Origin of the sequence: Paraburkholderia acidipaludis NBRC 101816 (assembly GCF_000684975.1) — a bacterium.
In the GTDB taxonomy this organism is placed as follows: domain Bacteria; phylum Pseudomonadota; class Gammaproteobacteria; order Burkholderiales; family Burkholderiaceae; genus Paraburkholderia; species Paraburkholderia acidipaludis.
Window position 1 is genome coordinate 60581 of record NZ_BAXZ01000001.1, and the last position, 14494, is coordinate 75074.

Sequence of the window (14494 nt, forward strand, 5' to 3'; positions counted from 1 at the left end):
CTCAGGCCATCCGCTTCAGCTTGGGATCGAGTGCGTCGCGCAGCCCGTCGCCGAGCAGATTGATCGCAAGCACCGAGATCAGGATCGAAAGGCCAGGCATCGTAACGATCCACCATGCGCTGTCGATATAGTCGCGCGCCGAGGCGAGCATCGCACCCCACTCCGCCCGCGGCGGCTGCACGCCAAGACCGAGGAAGCCGAGCGCGGCGGCATCGAGAATCGCCGAGGAAAAGCCGAGCGTCGCCTGCACGATCAGCGGCGCCGTGCAGTTGGGCAGCACCTGCGAAAACATCAGCCGCAGCGTGCCCGCGCCGGCCACGCGCGAAGCGGTGACGTACTCCTTGTGCAATTCGCCGAGCGCCGAGCCGCGCGTGAGGCGCACATAACCCGGCAGCGCGACGATCGCGATCGCCAGCATCGTATTGGTGAGGCCCGGGCCGATGATCGCGACCACGGCCACCGCCAGCAGCAGCGACGGCAAGGCGAGCAGCACGTCCATGAGGCGCATGATCGGCGTGTCGGCCCACTTCTCGAAGAACGCGGCGACGAGCCCGAGCACAACGCCCGGAATCAGCGCGAGCACCACCGAAACACAGCCGATCCAGAGCGAAAGGCGCGCGCCGTACATGAGGCGCGAGAGTATGTCGCGGCCCGCTTCGTCGGTGCCGAGCAGGAACTTCGCGTTGCCGCCGTCGAGCCAGGCGGGCGGGATCTTCACGTAGTCGCGGTATTGCTCGATGGGGCTGTGCGGCGCGACCCAGGGCGCGAAGATCGCGACGAAAACCAGCACGAGCACGATGACGCCGGCGCCCACGGCGCCCTTGTTCTGCGCGAAGTTCGCCCAGAATTCGCGCAGCACGAGCCTGCGGCCGGAGAGCGGCGTGAGCGCTTTGGGCGTGGCGTTCTGAATGTCGGCCATCACGCCTCCTCGTTTTGTTGCATGAATTGCGGGGTTGGCATCGTCATGGCGCGCTTACCTCGTATGGCGGATGCGCGGATTGAGCACGCCGTAGAGGAGATCGACGCAGAGGTTCACGAGAATCACGAGCGTCGCGATCATGAGAATGCCGCCCTGCACCACCGGATAGTCGCGGCGCGCAATCGCGTCGATGAGCCACTTGCCGATGCCGGGCCACGAGAACAGCGTTTCGGTGAGCACCGCGCCCGCCAGCAGCGTGCCGACCTGCAGGCCGATCACGGTGACGACGGGAATCAGCGCGTTGCGCAGCGCATGCACGACGATCACGCGCACGGGCGAAAGACCTTTGGCGCGCGCCGTGCGGATATAGTCCTCGCGCAGCACTTCGAGCATCGAAGACCGCGTCATGCGCGCGACCACCGCGAGCGGGATCGTGCCCAGCACGATGGCGGGCAGGATCAGATGCGAGAGCGCGGAGCGGAACGAGCCTTCGTCGGTGCCGGGCAGGAGCGAATCGATCAGCATGAAGCCGGTCACGTGCGGAATGTCGTACTCCACGGCAATGCGGCCCGAAACCGGCGTCCAGCCCAATTTCGCCGAGAACACCATGATGAGAATGAGGCCCCACCAGAAGATCGGCATGGAGTAGCCGGTGAGCGCCGTGCCCATCACGCCGTGATCGACCAGCGTGCCGCGCTTGAGCGCCGCGAACACGCCCGCGGGCAGCCCGATCACGAGCGCGAAGAGGAGCGCGCAGATGGAGAGCTCGACGGTGGCGGGAAAGCGCGCAAGGAACTCGTCCATCACGCTCGTATTGGTGATGATCGAGGTGCCGAGGTTGCCTTGCAGCGCGTGGCCCACGTAGTGCAGATACTGGAGCGGCAGCGGTTCGTCGAGCCCGAGGCGATGCATCGCCTCGGCGTGCATCTGCGGGTCGACGCCGCGCTCGCCCATCATCACTTCGATGGGGTCGCCCGGAATCAGGTGGATGAGCGCGAACGCCAGAACGGTGATGCCGATGAAGGTGGGTATCACCATGCCGACCCGGCGCAACACGAAGCGGAACATGTTGTGTTCCCCCCAAAGCTTGAATTGAGCGTGAAAGTGAAATGCGACCGGCGACGGGGGCGCGTGACCCCGGTCGCCGGATCAGGCCCAGCCAGCGACCTCAGTGAAAGGTCCGCCGGCCGAACACCCCCTTCGCCCGATGTTACTGCACGCTCACGCCGTCGAAGCGCGCATAGCCCAGCGGCTCGATACGCATGTCGATCACCTTCTTGCTGACCGGCTGGTAGACGGTCGAGTGCGCGATGGGCGAGAACGGCAGCTGCTGCGCGAAGATCTGCTGCGCCTCGGTATAGTACTTCGTGCGCTGCGCCTGATCCGACGTAATGCGGCCTTTCTGGATCAGGTCGTCGAACGGCTTGTAGCACCACTTGCCGAAGTTGTTGCCGTTCACGGCCTCGCAGCCGAGCAGCGTGCCGAGCCAGTTGTCGGGGTCGCCGTTGTCGCCCGTCCAGCCTATCAGCATCGCGTCGTCCTCGCCGGCATGGGCGCGCTTGATGTACTCGCCCCACTCGTACGTGACGATCTTCGCCTTCACGCCGATCTTCGCCCAGTCGGCCTGGATCATCTCGGCCATCAGGCGCGCGTTCGGGTTATACGCACGCTGCACCGGCATGGCCCACAGCGTGATATCGAAACCGTTCGGCAAGCCCGCCTTCGCGAGCAGCGCTTTGGCCTTCACCGGATCGTAGGGATTGGCCTTCAAGGTCCTGTCATACGACCACTGCGTGGGCGGCATCGGGTTGGCGGCGGCCTGGCCCGCCCCCTGGTACACCGAATCGATGATCGCCTTCTTGTTGATCGCCATGTCCAGCGCCTCGCGCACCTCGAGCTTGTCGAGCGGCTTGTGCTCGACGTTGTACGAGAGGTAGCCCAGGTTGAAGCCCGGCTGCGAGGGCATGGCGATATTCGGTTCGAGCTTGAGCGGCGCGATGTCGGCGGGGCGCGGATAGCTCATCACCTGGCATTCGTCGCGCTTGAGTTTCTGTACGCGCACGCTCGCATCCGGCGTGATCGAGAAGATCAGCTTCGAGATCTTCACGGCGCCCGGCTTCCAGTAGTCGGGATTGCCTTCGAAGCGGATGGTCGCGTCCTTCGTGTAGCTCTTGAAGATGAACGGACCCGTGCCCACCGGATACTGGTTGATGTCGGCGGCCTTGCCGGCCTTCAGCAGTTGATCGGCATACTCGGCCGAGAGGATCGAGGCGAACTCCATCGCCACGTTCTGGATGAACGGCGCGTTCGGCTCGTTCAGCGTGAACTTCACCGTGTACGGGTCGACCTTCTCGACTCTCGCGATCAGCTTGTCGAGGCCCATGTCGGTGAAGTACGGGAACGACGCCGGGTACGCCTTGCGGAACGGCTGGTTCGGATCGAGCATGCGCTGGAACGTGAACACGACGTCGTCGGCATTGAATTCGCGCGTGGGCTTGAAGAACGCCGTGGTCTGGAACTTCACGCCGTGGCGCAGATGGAAGGTGTAGGTCTTGCCGTCGGGGGACACGTCCCACGACTGCGCGAGGCCGGGCTCGACCTTCGTGCCGCCGCGCTCGAATTCGACGAGGCGGTTGTAGACGGTGAACGTGTTCGCATTGAAGTCGACGCTCGTGGTGTATTGGGCGGGATCGAAGCCGGCGGGGCTGCCCTCCGAGCAGTAGACGAGCGTTTTGTTCGGAATGCTTTCGGCCTGGGCGAGAGAGGCTCCAGCCATCGTTGCGGCCGCAAGCACGACGAAAGAGGACAGTCGTGCAGCGCGCAACAGTTTGTTTTCGTTCATGTTTCCTCCAGTTCTGTGCCGGTTGGAACCGGCGTGGCGCGATCCTGCCCGGGTCCATGCCGCAGTTGCAGGCGAGCGGCGTAATGGGTGCGCAAAACACGCGCAAAACGCATAACTTTCTATTGTCGCCGCCCCTTCAGCGCAGACGTATGATTCCTGTCAATCCGGATGGTATTTGATACGCAACTGGAATGGATTCGATCACGGCCAAAAAAAACCGCGCGGCCCTGCCGGGTGACAGGAACCGCGCGGTCTGGTGATCCGGCGATCGGGTTCGCCGCGGCGCTCGCGCGCCGCTCGCGTCTCAGAAGCCGAGGCGCTCGCAAACGGCCTTGGTGGCCGCAGCGCTATTGAGCGTATAGAAGTGCAGGCCCGGCACGCCCGCTTCGCTGAGGCGGCGGCACAGCTGCGTCACCACGTCGAGGCCGAACGCGCGGATTGACTCGCGGTCGTCGCCATAGCTTTCCAGACGCTTCGCGATCCAGCGCGGCACTTCCGCGCCGCACATCTCGGAGAAGCGCATGAGCTGCGAATAGTTCGTGATCGGCATGATGCCGGGCACGATCGGCACGTCGACGCCCAGCTTGCACACCTCGTCGACGAAACGGAAATACGCGTCGGCATTGAAGAAGTACTGCGTGATCGCCGAATCCGCGCCCGCTTTCACCTTCTGCGCGAACGCGTCCAGATCGTGACGCGGCGAGCGCGCTTGCGGATGGTACTCGGGATACGCGGCCACTTCGATATGGAACGCGTCTCCGGTCTCCGCGCGAATGAACGCGACGAGGTCCGACGCATAACGCAGCGCGCCCATTTCGCCCATGCCCGAAGGCAGGTCGCCGCGCAGCGCGACGATATGGCGGATGCCGTGCGAGCGATAGGCCGCGAGGACCTCGCGCAGGCTTTCCCGCGAGGCGCCGATGCACGAAAGGTGCGGTGCCGCCTCGATGCCGTCTTTCGCGATGTCGACCACGGTGTCGAGCGTGCCCTGCTGGGTCGAGCCGCCCGCGCCGAACGTCACCGAGACGAACTTGGGCTTGAGCGTGGCGAGCTCCGCGCGCGTGGCGCGCAGCTTCTCCACGCCGTCCGGCGTCTTGGGCGGAAAAAATTCGAATGAAAGTTCGATCGGTTTCATGATGGGTTGCCGCGGGGACACCTCAGCCGAGGCTGCGGTTGCCGAAAATCAGGGCGGACAGGAGCCACGACACGATGCTGTAGAGGATCGAACCGAAGAACGCGGACCAGAAGCCCGACACTTCGAAGCCCTTGAGCAGCGAGGCCGCGAGCCAGAAACACAGCGCGTTCACCACGAGGATGAAGAGGCCGAGCGTGACGATCGTCACGGGCAGCGTAAGCAGGATCAGCACCGGGCGCAGCACGGCGTTGATGAGGCCGAGCACGAGCGCGATGATCAGCGCGGTGCCGAAGCTGCGGATATGAATCGACGGCACGAGCCAGGTGATGATCAGGAGCGCAAGCGCGTTGATCACCCAGGTCAGCAGCACGGTCATGGTTAGCTCCTTGTTCTTGACGGTAAAGCCGGTGGCGAAACATGCCCGCCACCGGCATCCGCTGACGGCTTAGTAGCGGTAGTGGTTCGGCTTGAACGGACCGTTCTTCTCGACGCCGATGTACGAAGCCTGCTCGTCGGACAGCACGGTCAGGTTCGCGCCGATGCGCGCGAGGTGCAGGCGCGCGACCTTTTCGTCCAGATGCTTCGGCAGCACGTACACCTTGTTCTCGTACTTCTGCCCTTGCGTGAACAGTTCGATCTGCGCGAGCGTCTGGTTCGTGAACGAGTTCGACATCACGAACGACGGGTGGCCCGTGGCACAGCCCAGGTTCACGAGGCGGCCTTCGGCCAGCAGGATGATGCGCTTGCCGTCCGGGAAGATGATGTGGTCGACCTGCGGCTTGATGTTGTCCCACTGGTACTGGCGCGTGGAAGCGACGTCGATTTCCGAGTCGAAGTGGCCGATGTTGCAGACGATCGCGTTGTGGCGCATCGCCTTCATGTGGTCGTGGTTCAGCACGTGGAAGTTGCCGGTGGCCGTCACGAAGATGTCGGCCTTGTCGGCCGCGTATTCCATCGTCACGACGCGGTAGCCTTCCATCGCGGCCTGCAATGCGCAGATCGGATCGATTTCCGTGACCCACACCGTGGCGCCCAGGCCGCGCAGCGATTGCGCGCAGCCCTTGCCCACGTCGCCGTAACCCGCGACCACGGCGATCTTGCCCGCGATCATCACGTCGGTCGCGCGCTTGATGCCGTCCACGAGCGACTCGCGGCAGCCGTACAGGTTGTCGAACTTCGACTTCGTGACCGAGTCGTTCACGTTGATGGCCGGGAACGGCAGGCGGCCTTCCTTCTCCATCTGGTACAGGCGGTGCACGCCCGTCGTGGTTTCTTCCGTCACGCCCTTGATGTGCGCGAGGCGCTTCGAGTACCACGCCGGATCGACGTCGAGGTGCGCGGCGATCGACTTGTAGAGCGCGACTTCCTCTTCGTTGGTCGGCTTGGCGATGACCGAGCGGTCCTTTTCGGCCTTCGAGCCGAGGATCAGCAGGAGCGTGGCGTCGCCGCCGTCGTCGAGGATCATGTTGGCGAACTCGCCGTTCGGCCATTCGAAGATGCGGTGCGAGAACTCCCAGTATTCGTCGAGCGATTCGCCCTTGAATGCGAACACCGGCACGCCGCCTTGCGCGATGGCGGCCGCGGCATGGTCCTGCGTCGAGAAGATGTTGCACGAGGCCCAGCGCACGTCGGCGCCCAGCGCCGTCAGCGTCTCGATCAGCACGCCGGTCTGGATCGTCATGTGCAGCGAGCCGGCAATGCGCGCGCCCTTCAGCGGCTGCTGCGCCTTGTACTCCTCGCGCGTTTGCACGAGACCGGGCATTTCGGTTTCGGCAATGTCCAGTTCCTTGCGGCCCCAGGCAGCAAGCGACATGTCGGCGACGACGAAATCTTTGGCTTGATCTTGCGGAATTGCGGCGTTCATCACGCCCTCCTTTCTAAAATTAACCTAGAAATTAAAGACGTGAGCGCCGTTTCGATGCGGCATTCGCCTCGCGCCATCCACGGGATACCTCGGGATATTGGCGAAAACAAAGTGCCGGATTGAGCGTCTCCGAGCCTGGCGGGGTGAACCCGTCGCAACGCTCCTCGGAGTCGAGGCGTGATTGTAGCAAATCGAGATGGCGGCCGCGTGAGCGGCCTGGCGCGGCGCGGGTATTTTGCGCACCGGGCCGACGCCGGATGCCGGATCAGATGGGCAGGAAGCCCAGCGCCGGCGCGAGCAGCACCATGGCCACACCCGCGATCATCATCGTGAGGCTCGCCACCACGCCTTCCTCGCTGCCGAGCTCGCGCGCCTTCGCGGTGCCCACGCCGTGTGCGGCCGCGCCGAACAGCGCGCCGCGCGCGAGGCGCGTGCGCAGCGGCACGCACGCCAGCACGAGTTCGCCGAACAGCATCCCGCACACGCCCGTGGCGATCACGAAGAGCGCGGTGAGGTCGCGCGGCGCGTGGATCTTGTCGGACACCGCGAGCGCGAACGGCGTCGAGATCGAGCGCGTCATCAGGCTGCGTTGCAGATCGGGCGCGAGATGCAGCAGCTTGGCGAGCGCGAGCGAGCCGCCCACCGCGACGACGATGCCCACCGTCACGCCCACCGTCAGCGAGATCCAGTGACGCTTGATGAGCGCGCGGTACTCGTAGATCGGCACGGCGAACGCAACCGTCGCGGGCCCGAGCAGCCACATGAGCCAGCGCGTGTCGGCAAAGTAGACGGGATACGGAATGTGCAGCGCGAGCACGATCACGCCCAGCACGACGGGCACCGCAACGAGCGGCGTGAGCCACGGCGAGCGAAAGCGCGCGTAGAGCGACTTCGAAGCGAAATAGAGCGCGACCGTGGCGATGAAGCAGGCGGCGGCGATCAGGCGCGCGGCGTCGTCGGCGAACAGGGAGGCAAGAAGCGTGTTCATGACGGATTCGTCCTGGAAAACAATCGGTCGGACTGCATGCGAAATGCGGCTGCGAGGTTTCGGCCGGTCAGGCGCGCGCGTGCTGGAGACGCGCCTGCTGCGCGCGGCGCAGCGCGAGACGCCGTTCGAGCCGCGCGGCCTGCTCCACGGCAATCGCCACGGCCACCATCACCATCAGCGTGCCCCCCATCACCACCAGCGCGAGACGCCAGCCGTCCGCGCGAAACAGGCCGCCATACTGAACCGCCGCCACGGCGGCCGGGATGAAGAAGAGCAGCATGTCGGAGAGCAGCCAGTCGGCGCCGGCCTTCACCCAGCGCGGCGCGACGCCGCCGCAAAAGAGCAGCGCGAGCAGCGCCACCAGACCGACCACGCCCGACGGCACCGGCAGATGCGTGACACGCACGAGCGCGTCGGCGGCAAACCAGACGCCGGCCAGCAACGCCGACTGCGCGGCGATCCGGCCCACGCGCGCCACCCCGCCTGCGTTTCGCGGAGCGTTGCGGGAGGAAAGAGAGGTCGGAGCGATCATGGCAAACCCTGGCTGGCGTTTCGATGGAAGTCAGTATAAGTTGCACCGCAACATAAATAAAATGACTTAGACTCATCGAAGTCATTCCAATCTGGAATTCAAAGCTACGACCGTGGAACTGCGCGCGCTTCGCTATTTCATCGAGGTGGTCCGGCAACAGAGCTTCACTGCTGCCGCGGAGGCCATGCACGTCACCCAGCCGACCATCAGCAAGATGGTCAAGGCGCTGGAGGACGAAACCGGCACGCAGCTGCTGCTGCGCGACGCCCGCCAGATGGTGCTCACCGACGCGGGCCGCGTTGTCTACCAGCGCGGCCAGGACGTGCTCGCGGCGCAGGCGCAACTGGAGGCCGAGCTCGCCGATCTGGCCACGCTGGGCCGCGGCGAGCTGACCATCGGCATTCCGCCGATGGGCGGGTCGCTCTTCACGCCGGCCATTGCGGCGTTCCGCCAGCGCTATCCGAAGATCGAGCTGAAGCTTTTCGAGCAGGGTTCGCGCGCGATCGAAGCGGCGCTGATTTCGGGTGAACTGGAACTGGGCGGCGTGCTGCAACCCGTCGATCCGGCGACGATCGACGTGCTGCCGATCTCGCACGAGGTGCTGTGGCTCGTCGCCCCAAAAGGCTCGCGCTGGGACGGCGCCGCGAACGTGCCGCTCGCCGACCTCGCCGCCGAACCGTTCGTGTTCTACGGCGAGAGCCTCGCGCTCAACGACGTGGTGTTGCACGCGTGCCGCGCGGCGGGCTACGTGCCGCAGATCGTGGGGCGCAGCGGGCACTGGGACCTGATGGCCGCGCTGGTGCTCGCCGGCGTGGGGATCGCGCTCCTGCCCGCGCCTTACGTGCGGCGGCTCGATGCGGCGCGTTTCACGTGCCTGCCGGTGAGCGAGCCCGAGATCGCGTGGGACATGGCGATCGGCTGGAAGCGCAACGCCTATCTGTCGCATGCGGCGCGCGCGTGGCTCGACGTGGCGCGCGAGGAGTTCGGCAAACCTTCTTCGTTTCTCGACGATTTCGTGCGGCCGCCGGGGTTGGAGGGGCAGTGGGGGCGTGGCAATTTCTGACGGGCTCCCGGAAGCGCCGCCGCGCCGATTCCCAAAAGCGTTGCCGTCGAGGATTCTCCGGTTGGGCATCTCGAGTTCGCCCTGCGGCATGAAGGGGTGAACCTTGAAGTTATCGACGCGGCGTTCGAGCATATTTCGGCCGACGAGCTGATCGAAGCGCTGGAATCCGCGCCCAACCGGGCCACGAATCCGGCGCGCCGGCGTGCCCGGGTCGCCGAGTCTCGCGGAACTGATGGAACAGGCGAAGCGCGCACTCGAAACGCTAACCGACCCGGTGCTCTACGAGCGGGCCGTCAACTATCTGTCTCTGTCGGAAACCCGAAGTAGCTACGCCATCGAGCGTGAAACACCGAGTTCCGACAAACAGGAGCGGTTCGTACAGTTGCTTCGTCGGGTCGGCGAGACGGCAGCCGTCAGCGAAGCGTGGCTTGTCGATCTGCAAAACGCCATCGTTCGGGACGTTTATAGCCAGGAAGCGTCCTACAGGACCACGCAAAACTGGCTCGAAGACGGCCTCGGTCGAATTACCTTTTTCCCGCCGCCGCCCGAGGATCTGCGCCGCGCGATGAAGGGGCGGGAAGCGTTCGTGAACGATACCAGCCGATGCGAGCATGCACTCGTCAAAACCGCCTGCGCGGCATTCGGCTTCGTGTACCTGCATCCGTTTCTCGACGGGAATGGCCGGCTGCACCGCTTCCTCATCCAGCACGTGCTGGCCCCTTCGTCGCCGTTGACCGGTGGAGCGCTGGTGCCGGTCTCGGCCGTCATCCTGAAACACATCCCGGAGTACCTGAGCGTTTTGAGCGGCTTCTCCCGGCCGGTTACGCAGCTTTGGCGATACCAGCGAGGGGACGCGACGCCCGTCGTGGTCCATTCGCCCGGTGGCCGGGCGTATCGATTCGTTGACGCGACGGCGGAAGTCGCGTTTCTTCACCGAATGATTCGAAGGGCGGTTGAAGACGAGATACCGCGAAGACGAGATACCGCGAGAGCTCGCGTGGCTGAGCGGCTACGACAAGGCGTACCAGCAGCTGGATGCCGAGCTCGACCTGCCTAACAAAGATTTGTCGGCGCTCATCCGGATGATTCAGTCGAACAATGGGGTCTTGTCGGAGAACCGGCGCAAGCAGTATGTCCACGTGCCGACGCAAATTCTCGACCGTATCGAACAGATTGTACGAGAGGCTTTCAAACAAGCCGACATCGACGCGGGAGATGCCGAGCCAGCCTCCGGCAGCACGAAGTAGCCGGATTTCGGGCTTACGCCCGGCACCGCGCAAAAAATGGGCCGATTTCGAGGCCGGCAAGGCGATTTCGAGAAGGGCTGCCCGTTCTGCCCGATTTTCGAGGTCGGGGAAAAACGCATCAGCAATACGGCTGACGCGTTGGACGAATCAATGATTAGCGCCACCTGGCAGGGCTTCGACAGGATAGCCAGGGTTCCCGCCAGGCGGCCTCCCTCAAGCTCCCCCGCTTACTGCTGCGGCACGAACTCGATACGGCGGTTGTGGAACCGGCCGCTCTCGGTATCGTTGCTGTCAACGGGCTTCGCGTCGCCATAGCCTTGCGCGCTCAGCGTGCCAGGCGGCGCGCCTTGCGCCACGAGATAAGTCCGCACGGCCAGCGCGCGCTGCTTCGAAAGCGCGAGATTGACCGTCGCGTCGCCCACGTTGTCCGAATAGCCCGCCACTTCCAGCTTCACCGACTTGCCGTTCTTCGCGCACGTATCGAGCACCTTTGCCGACTGGCGCAGGTCGTCAGCGGCGGAGGCCGGTACGACGGCGCTGCCCGTCGCGAAGTTCACGACCTGCAGGTTCAGCACTTTCGATACATCGTCGGCGGCGCACGATGCGTCGGCGCCGAAGAGGCCCTTGATCGCGTCGCGGAAGGACTGCGCCGCGCTCGCCACGGCCTGCTGCGCGTTGAATGCGCTGATATCGAAGCTCGCGCCGAACAGTGCCTTGAGCTTGTCGAGCCAGCCCGCCTTCGCATCGGCAGCCGCGCCGCTCAGCTCGACGTGCGTGCCGTCGATCTTCACTTCCGCACCCGGCAGCGCCATCAGCGGCAGCAGGCCGTCGAGGTGCGAGAGCCAGTCGGCAGGCTTCGTCGCCGGATCGACAGTCACGTTGGCCGTGAACTTGCCGTCGCCGAACTTCTTCAGTGCGTCAAGCAGCTGCGCCTTCTCGGCGTCGGTACCCACTGTCGCCGTGATCTGCGGCACGCCGGAGGTGTCCACCGTGAACGCGAGACGCGAGTCCCGCGTCGGCGCGGGCGCGGCGGCAGGCGCCGAGGCCGCGTCGCTCGCAGCCGATGCCGCGAGCGCAGCGGATGCGCCCGAGGCGGGCGCCGCCGCCGGCGTCGAAGCGTCGGAGGCCGGCTCCGCCGACGAGGCCGAAGCTGTGGCGGCGCTCGCCGCCGAATCCGGCTGGGCGGCCGCGCCGGCAGACTCGTTGTTCTGGCACGAACGCAGCGCGAAGAAGGCGAGGGCGAGGGCCAGCAGCGCGAGCAGCCACACGATCCCTGCATGGCTGCGTTTGCGCGGCGGCACTGGTTCGCGCTCGAGCGTCTGCGGCGGCCACGAGTTCGCCACGGGCTGCGACGGCGGATGCGGATGCGCGAAGTGCGCCGACACATCCTTGAGTTTCACGAGAATGGCGCCCCCGAAGGCCGCCGCGCTGCCAAGACCGATCGCACCCGCCATCCGGTCGGTGAGATGCGCCCTGATTGCCGGCAGTTGATGGCCGAGCAACGTAGGTAGTTGTCCTACCAAACCCTGCGACTGCACGAAATGCTGCTTCAGAATGCCCATCAGCGCCGCGCCGACCACACCGCACAGCGCGAAGGCCGTCGATTGCGGCGCGCCCGTATGCTCGGCTACGGCATCGGAGAGTGCGCCGACGTTCGTGCCGGTCGCCGTCTGGATCAATTGGCGGCCGCCGGTTTCGAGCGCGGAAAGGCTCGCCGTGTTCGAGAGCAGGCTGGGCAGCTGTTTGCCGATCTCAGCGTTCACGGCGGGCGACATGATGGCAGCAAAGAGATCGCGCGCCCCCTCTGCCGTGCCGCCGCGGTTCATGACGGCCGCGACAAGCGCCGGCGCGGCGACGCCTGTGATCCGGCGCGTGTACTCGGGGGTGAGCCCGAAACGGGTGGACAAGGTCTTGACGACATCGTCGCTCAGGACCGTTTCCAATAGTTGAAAGACGTTGATACTCATCGACGCGGTTCCTCGGGTTGCCGGACGCGCCACCTGACACGCCCCAATGCGTGCGCGATTATAGGGAGTGCGAAATCTCAAAAATGAGCGATAGGAGCAGGCCAAACACTGTTTGACGAAAGGCGCCTGCGGCGCGTGCTTTTCGTCAAGGAAGCGCGTGTCAGACCGCTACGCCCGCGCGGCTCGTATTGTCGTGAGCATGGCGCGCCTGCGCGATGAAGTCGGCCGCCCGCTCGCCTATCATGACCGTCGGCGCGTTCGTGTTGCCGCCAATCAGCGTCGGCATGACCGAAGCGTCGGCAATGCGCAGTCCGCTCACGCCGCGCACGCGCAACAGCGGGTCCACCACCGACTGCGCGTCGCTGCCCATGCGGCAGGTCGAGACCGGGTGATAGATCGTGTCGGCATGCGCGGCGATGGTCGCGCGCAATTCCGCTTCGGATTGTCCCGCATGCGTGTAGAGCTCGCGGCCGCCCAGCTGCGCGAGCGGCGCCGCGTCGATGATGCGCCGTGCGAGACGCGCGCCTTCCACGAGCCGGTCCATGTCGCGCGAATCTGACAGAAAGCGCGGATCGATCACGGGTGCCACGCGCGCGTCGGCGCTCGCGAGCGTCACCGTGCCGCGGCTGAACGGCCGCAGCACGCAAACGTGCAGCGAATAGCCATGCCCCCAATGCAGGCGGCGGCTGTGATCGTCCACGAGCGCCGTGCAGAAGTGCAGTTGCAGATCGGGCCGGTCGAGATCGGCGCGGCTCTTCAGGAAGCCGCCCGCCTCCGCCACGTTGGTCGTGAACATGCCGCGCCGCGCACCCAGGTAGCGCGCGAGCCCCGGCAGCATCTTCGCGACGCCGCGCAGCGAATAGCCGATGGTTTCGCTCGAATGGACGCGCTTGTTGTACGTAAAGTCGATATGGTCGATCAGGTTGCGACCCACCTCGGGCGCGTCGTGGAGCACGGCGACGCCATGCGCGCGCAGCGTGTCGGCCGGGCCGACGCCCGAGCACATCAGCAGTTGCGGCGTATTGAACGCGCCCGCCGCGAGGATCACCTCCGCGCGTGCGTCCAGCCTTTCGATCCGGCCGCCGCGCGCCACCTCCACGCCGCTCGCGCGCGCGCCTTCAAAGGTGACGCGCAGCACGGTCGCATCGGCGATCAGGTGCAGGTTCGCCCGTTCTTGCCCAGGCTTTTGGTCATACAGATACGCGCGTGCGACGGTGCAGCGTTCGCCGCCGCGCTGCGTCACCTGGTAGAAGCCCACGCCTTCCTGATCGGGCCCGTTGAAGTCGTCGTTGGGGCGAAAGCCCGCTTCCAGCGCCGCGCGCACGAAGCGCCCGGCCACCGGATTGCGCTCGCACAGGTCGGAAACGCTGAGCGGGCCGCCCGCGCCGTGCAGCGCGCTCGCGCCGCGCGAGTTGTCTTCCGCCCGCAGGAAATACGGCAGCACGTCGCGCCAGGCCCAGCCCGTGCAGCCCAGTTGCGCCCATTCGTCGTAATCGAGCGGATGGCCGCGCGTGTAGATCATCGCGTTGATCGCGCTCGACCCGCCGAAGCCGCGGCCGCGCGGCTGGTAGCCGCGCCGGCCCGCCAGGCCCGGCTGCGGTACGGTTTCATAGCCGTAGTTGTTCTTCATGCGCCGCGGCACCAGCGCCGCGACGCCCATCGGCATGTTGACGAGCAGATTGCGCCGCGTGTGCGGCCCGGCTTCGACGAGCGCGACGGTCGCGTCGGGGCAGTTCGCGGCCAGCCGCCCGGCTAGCGATGCGCCGCCCGAGCCGCCACCTACGATGATGTAGTCGTATGCCATCGTCTCCTCCCAGGTTCTTCGCGCTGCACCTGGTTTGCCCTTGGTTGGCACCCGGCGCACGCTCGTTCGATAATTCTTTTTCGCGCATTGTAGAAAGCGTCGCGGGCGGGCGCTGCAATTTATGTCAGAGAGT

13 protein-coding genes and 1 riboswitch are annotated in these 14494 nt (G+C 65.6%); of the genes, 3 read left to right on the forward strand and 10 right to left on the reverse strand.

What is annotated here, in order from left to right:
• Position 1: 1 nt before the first annotated feature.
• From BAC01S_RS00280 to BAC01S_RS00315, 8 genes are all read right to left on the reverse strand, one after another.
• Entirely contained in the window at positions 2–919 is a 918-nt protein-coding gene (locus BAC01S_RS00280; RefSeq protein WP_027792963.1) for an ABC transporter permease subunit, read from the reverse strand.
• Between the two features lie 54 nt (positions 920–973).
• Entirely contained in the window at positions 974–1987 is a 1014-nt protein-coding gene (locus BAC01S_RS00285; RefSeq protein WP_027792964.1) for an ABC transporter permease subunit, read from the reverse strand.
• Between the two features lie 142 nt (positions 1988–2129).
• Positions 2130–3761, reverse strand: a complete 1632-nt coding sequence (locus tag BAC01S_RS00290) for an ABC transporter substrate-binding protein (RefSeq protein WP_027792965.1) — start codon at positions 3759–3761, stop codon at positions 2130–2132.
• Between the two features lie 304 nt (positions 3762–4065).
• A complete protein-coding gene (gene metF, locus BAC01S_RS00295; RefSeq protein ID WP_027792966.1) occupies positions 4066–4896 on the reverse strand; it encodes a methylenetetrahydrofolate reductase [NAD(P)H] in 831 nt (276 codons plus the stop codon).
• Positions 4897–4918: 22 nt separating this feature from the next.
• Positions 4919–5272: a phage holin family protein gene (locus BAC01S_RS00300; protein ID WP_027792967.1), complete on the reverse strand. Its 354-nt coding sequence runs from the start codon at positions 5270–5272 to the stop codon at positions 4919–4921.
• A gap of 69 nt (positions 5273–5341) precedes the next feature.
• Entirely contained in the window at positions 5342–6760 is a 1419-nt protein-coding gene (gene ahcY / locus BAC01S_RS00305) for an adenosylhomocysteinase (protein ID WP_027792968.1), read from the reverse strand.
• A gap of 34 nt (positions 6761–6794) precedes the next feature.
• Positions 6795–6932, reverse strand: a riboswitch (S-adenosyl-L-homocysteine riboswitch).
• Between the two features lie 93 nt (positions 6933–7025).
• Positions 7026–7748: an LrgB family protein gene (locus BAC01S_RS00310; RefSeq protein ID WP_027792969.1), complete on the reverse strand. Its 723-nt coding sequence runs from the start codon at positions 7746–7748 to the stop codon at positions 7026–7028.
• 67 nt (positions 7749–7815) lie between these two features.
• Complete coding sequence (locus BAC01S_RS00315; protein ID WP_027792970.1) at positions 7816–8280, reverse strand: CidA/LrgA family protein; 465 nt, start codon at positions 8278–8280, stop codon at positions 7816–7818.
• A 112-nt stretch (positions 8281–8392) separates the two neighbouring features.
• Here BAC01S_RS00315 and BAC01S_RS00320 point away from each other — a divergent pair, with 112 nt between their 5' ends.
• The 3 genes from BAC01S_RS00320 to BAC01S_RS35420 all read left to right on the forward strand — a co-directional run bounded on the left by BAC01S_RS00320 (position 8393) and on the right by BAC01S_RS35420 (position 10590).
• On the forward strand, positions 8393–9343 hold the full coding sequence (locus tag BAC01S_RS00320; protein ID WP_027792971.1) for a LysR family transcriptional regulator: 951 nt from the start codon (positions 8393–8395) through the stop codon (positions 9341–9343).
• Positions 9344–9575: 232 nt separating this feature from the next.
• Positions 9576–10400 carry a Fic family protein gene (locus BAC01S_RS33495; protein ID WP_245616447.1) on the forward strand — a complete coding sequence of 275 codons (825 nt, stop codon included), beginning with the start codon at positions 9576–9578 and terminating at the stop codon, positions 10398–10400.
• 25 nt (positions 10401–10425) lie between these two features.
• Positions 10426–10590 carry a hypothetical protein gene (locus tag BAC01S_RS35420; protein ID WP_245616448.1) on the forward strand — a complete coding sequence of 55 codons (165 nt, stop codon included), beginning with the start codon at positions 10426–10428 and terminating at the stop codon, positions 10588–10590.
• Between the two features lie 227 nt (positions 10591–10817).
• Here the strand turns inward: BAC01S_RS35420 and BAC01S_RS00335 are convergent, their stop codons facing one another.
• Together BAC01S_RS00335 and BAC01S_RS00340 are read right to left on the reverse strand one after the other, a co-directional pair.
• Positions 10818–12557, reverse strand: a complete 1740-nt coding sequence (locus BAC01S_RS00335; RefSeq protein ID WP_027792974.1) for an OmpA family protein — start codon at positions 12555–12557, stop codon at positions 10818–10820.
• A 160-nt stretch (positions 12558–12717) separates the two neighbouring features.
• Positions 12718–14361, reverse strand: a complete 1644-nt coding sequence (locus tag BAC01S_RS00340) for a GMC family oxidoreductase (protein WP_027792975.1) — start codon at positions 14359–14361, stop codon at positions 12718–12720.
• Positions 14362–14494: the final 133 nt, after the last annotated feature.

Coding starts and splice junctions, on each gene's coding strand:
- BAC01S_RS00300 (WP_027792967.1), bottom strand. CDS start 5,272: ATGACCGTGCTGCTGACCTGGGTGATCAACGCGCTTGCGCTCCTGATC.
- metF (WP_027792966.1), bottom strand. CDS start 4,896: ATGAAACCGATCGAACTTTCATTCGAATTTTTTCCGCCCAAGACGCCG.
- BAC01S_RS00285 (WP_027792964.1), bottom strand. CDS start 1,987: ATGTTCCGCTTCGTGTTGCGCCGGGTCGGCATGGTGATACCCACCTTC.
- BAC01S_RS00280 (WP_027792963.1), bottom strand. CDS start 919: ATGGCCGACATTCAGAACGCCACGCCCAAAGCGCTCACGCCGCTCTCC.
- BAC01S_RS00335 (WP_027792974.1), bottom strand. CDS start 12,557: ATGAGTATCAACGTCTTTCAACTATTGGAAACGGTCCTGAGCGACGAT.
- BAC01S_RS00310 (WP_027792969.1), bottom strand. CDS start 7,748: ATGAACACGCTTCTTGCCTCCCTGTTCGCCGACGACGCCGCGCGCCTG.
- BAC01S_RS33495 (WP_245616447.1), top strand. CDS start 9,576: ATGGAACAGGCGAAGCGCGCACTCGAAACGCTAACCGACCCGGTGCTC.
- BAC01S_RS00290 (WP_027792965.1), bottom strand. CDS start 3,761: ATGAACGAAAACAAACTGTTGCGCGCTGCACGACTGTCCTCTTTCGTC.
- BAC01S_RS00315 (WP_027792970.1), bottom strand. CDS start 8,280: ATGATCGCTCCGACCTCTCTTTCCTCCCGCAACGCTCCGCGAAACGCA.
- ahcY (WP_027792968.1), bottom strand. CDS start 6,760: ATGAACGCCGCAATTCCGCAAGATCAAGCCAAAGATTTCGTCGTCGCC.
- BAC01S_RS00340 (WP_027792975.1), bottom strand. CDS start 14,361: ATGGCATACGACTACATCATCGTAGGTGGCGGCTCGGGCGGCGCATCG.
- BAC01S_RS35420 (WP_245616448.1), top strand. CDS start 10,426: ATGATTCAGTCGAACAATGGGGTCTTGTCGGAGAACCGGCGCAAGCAG.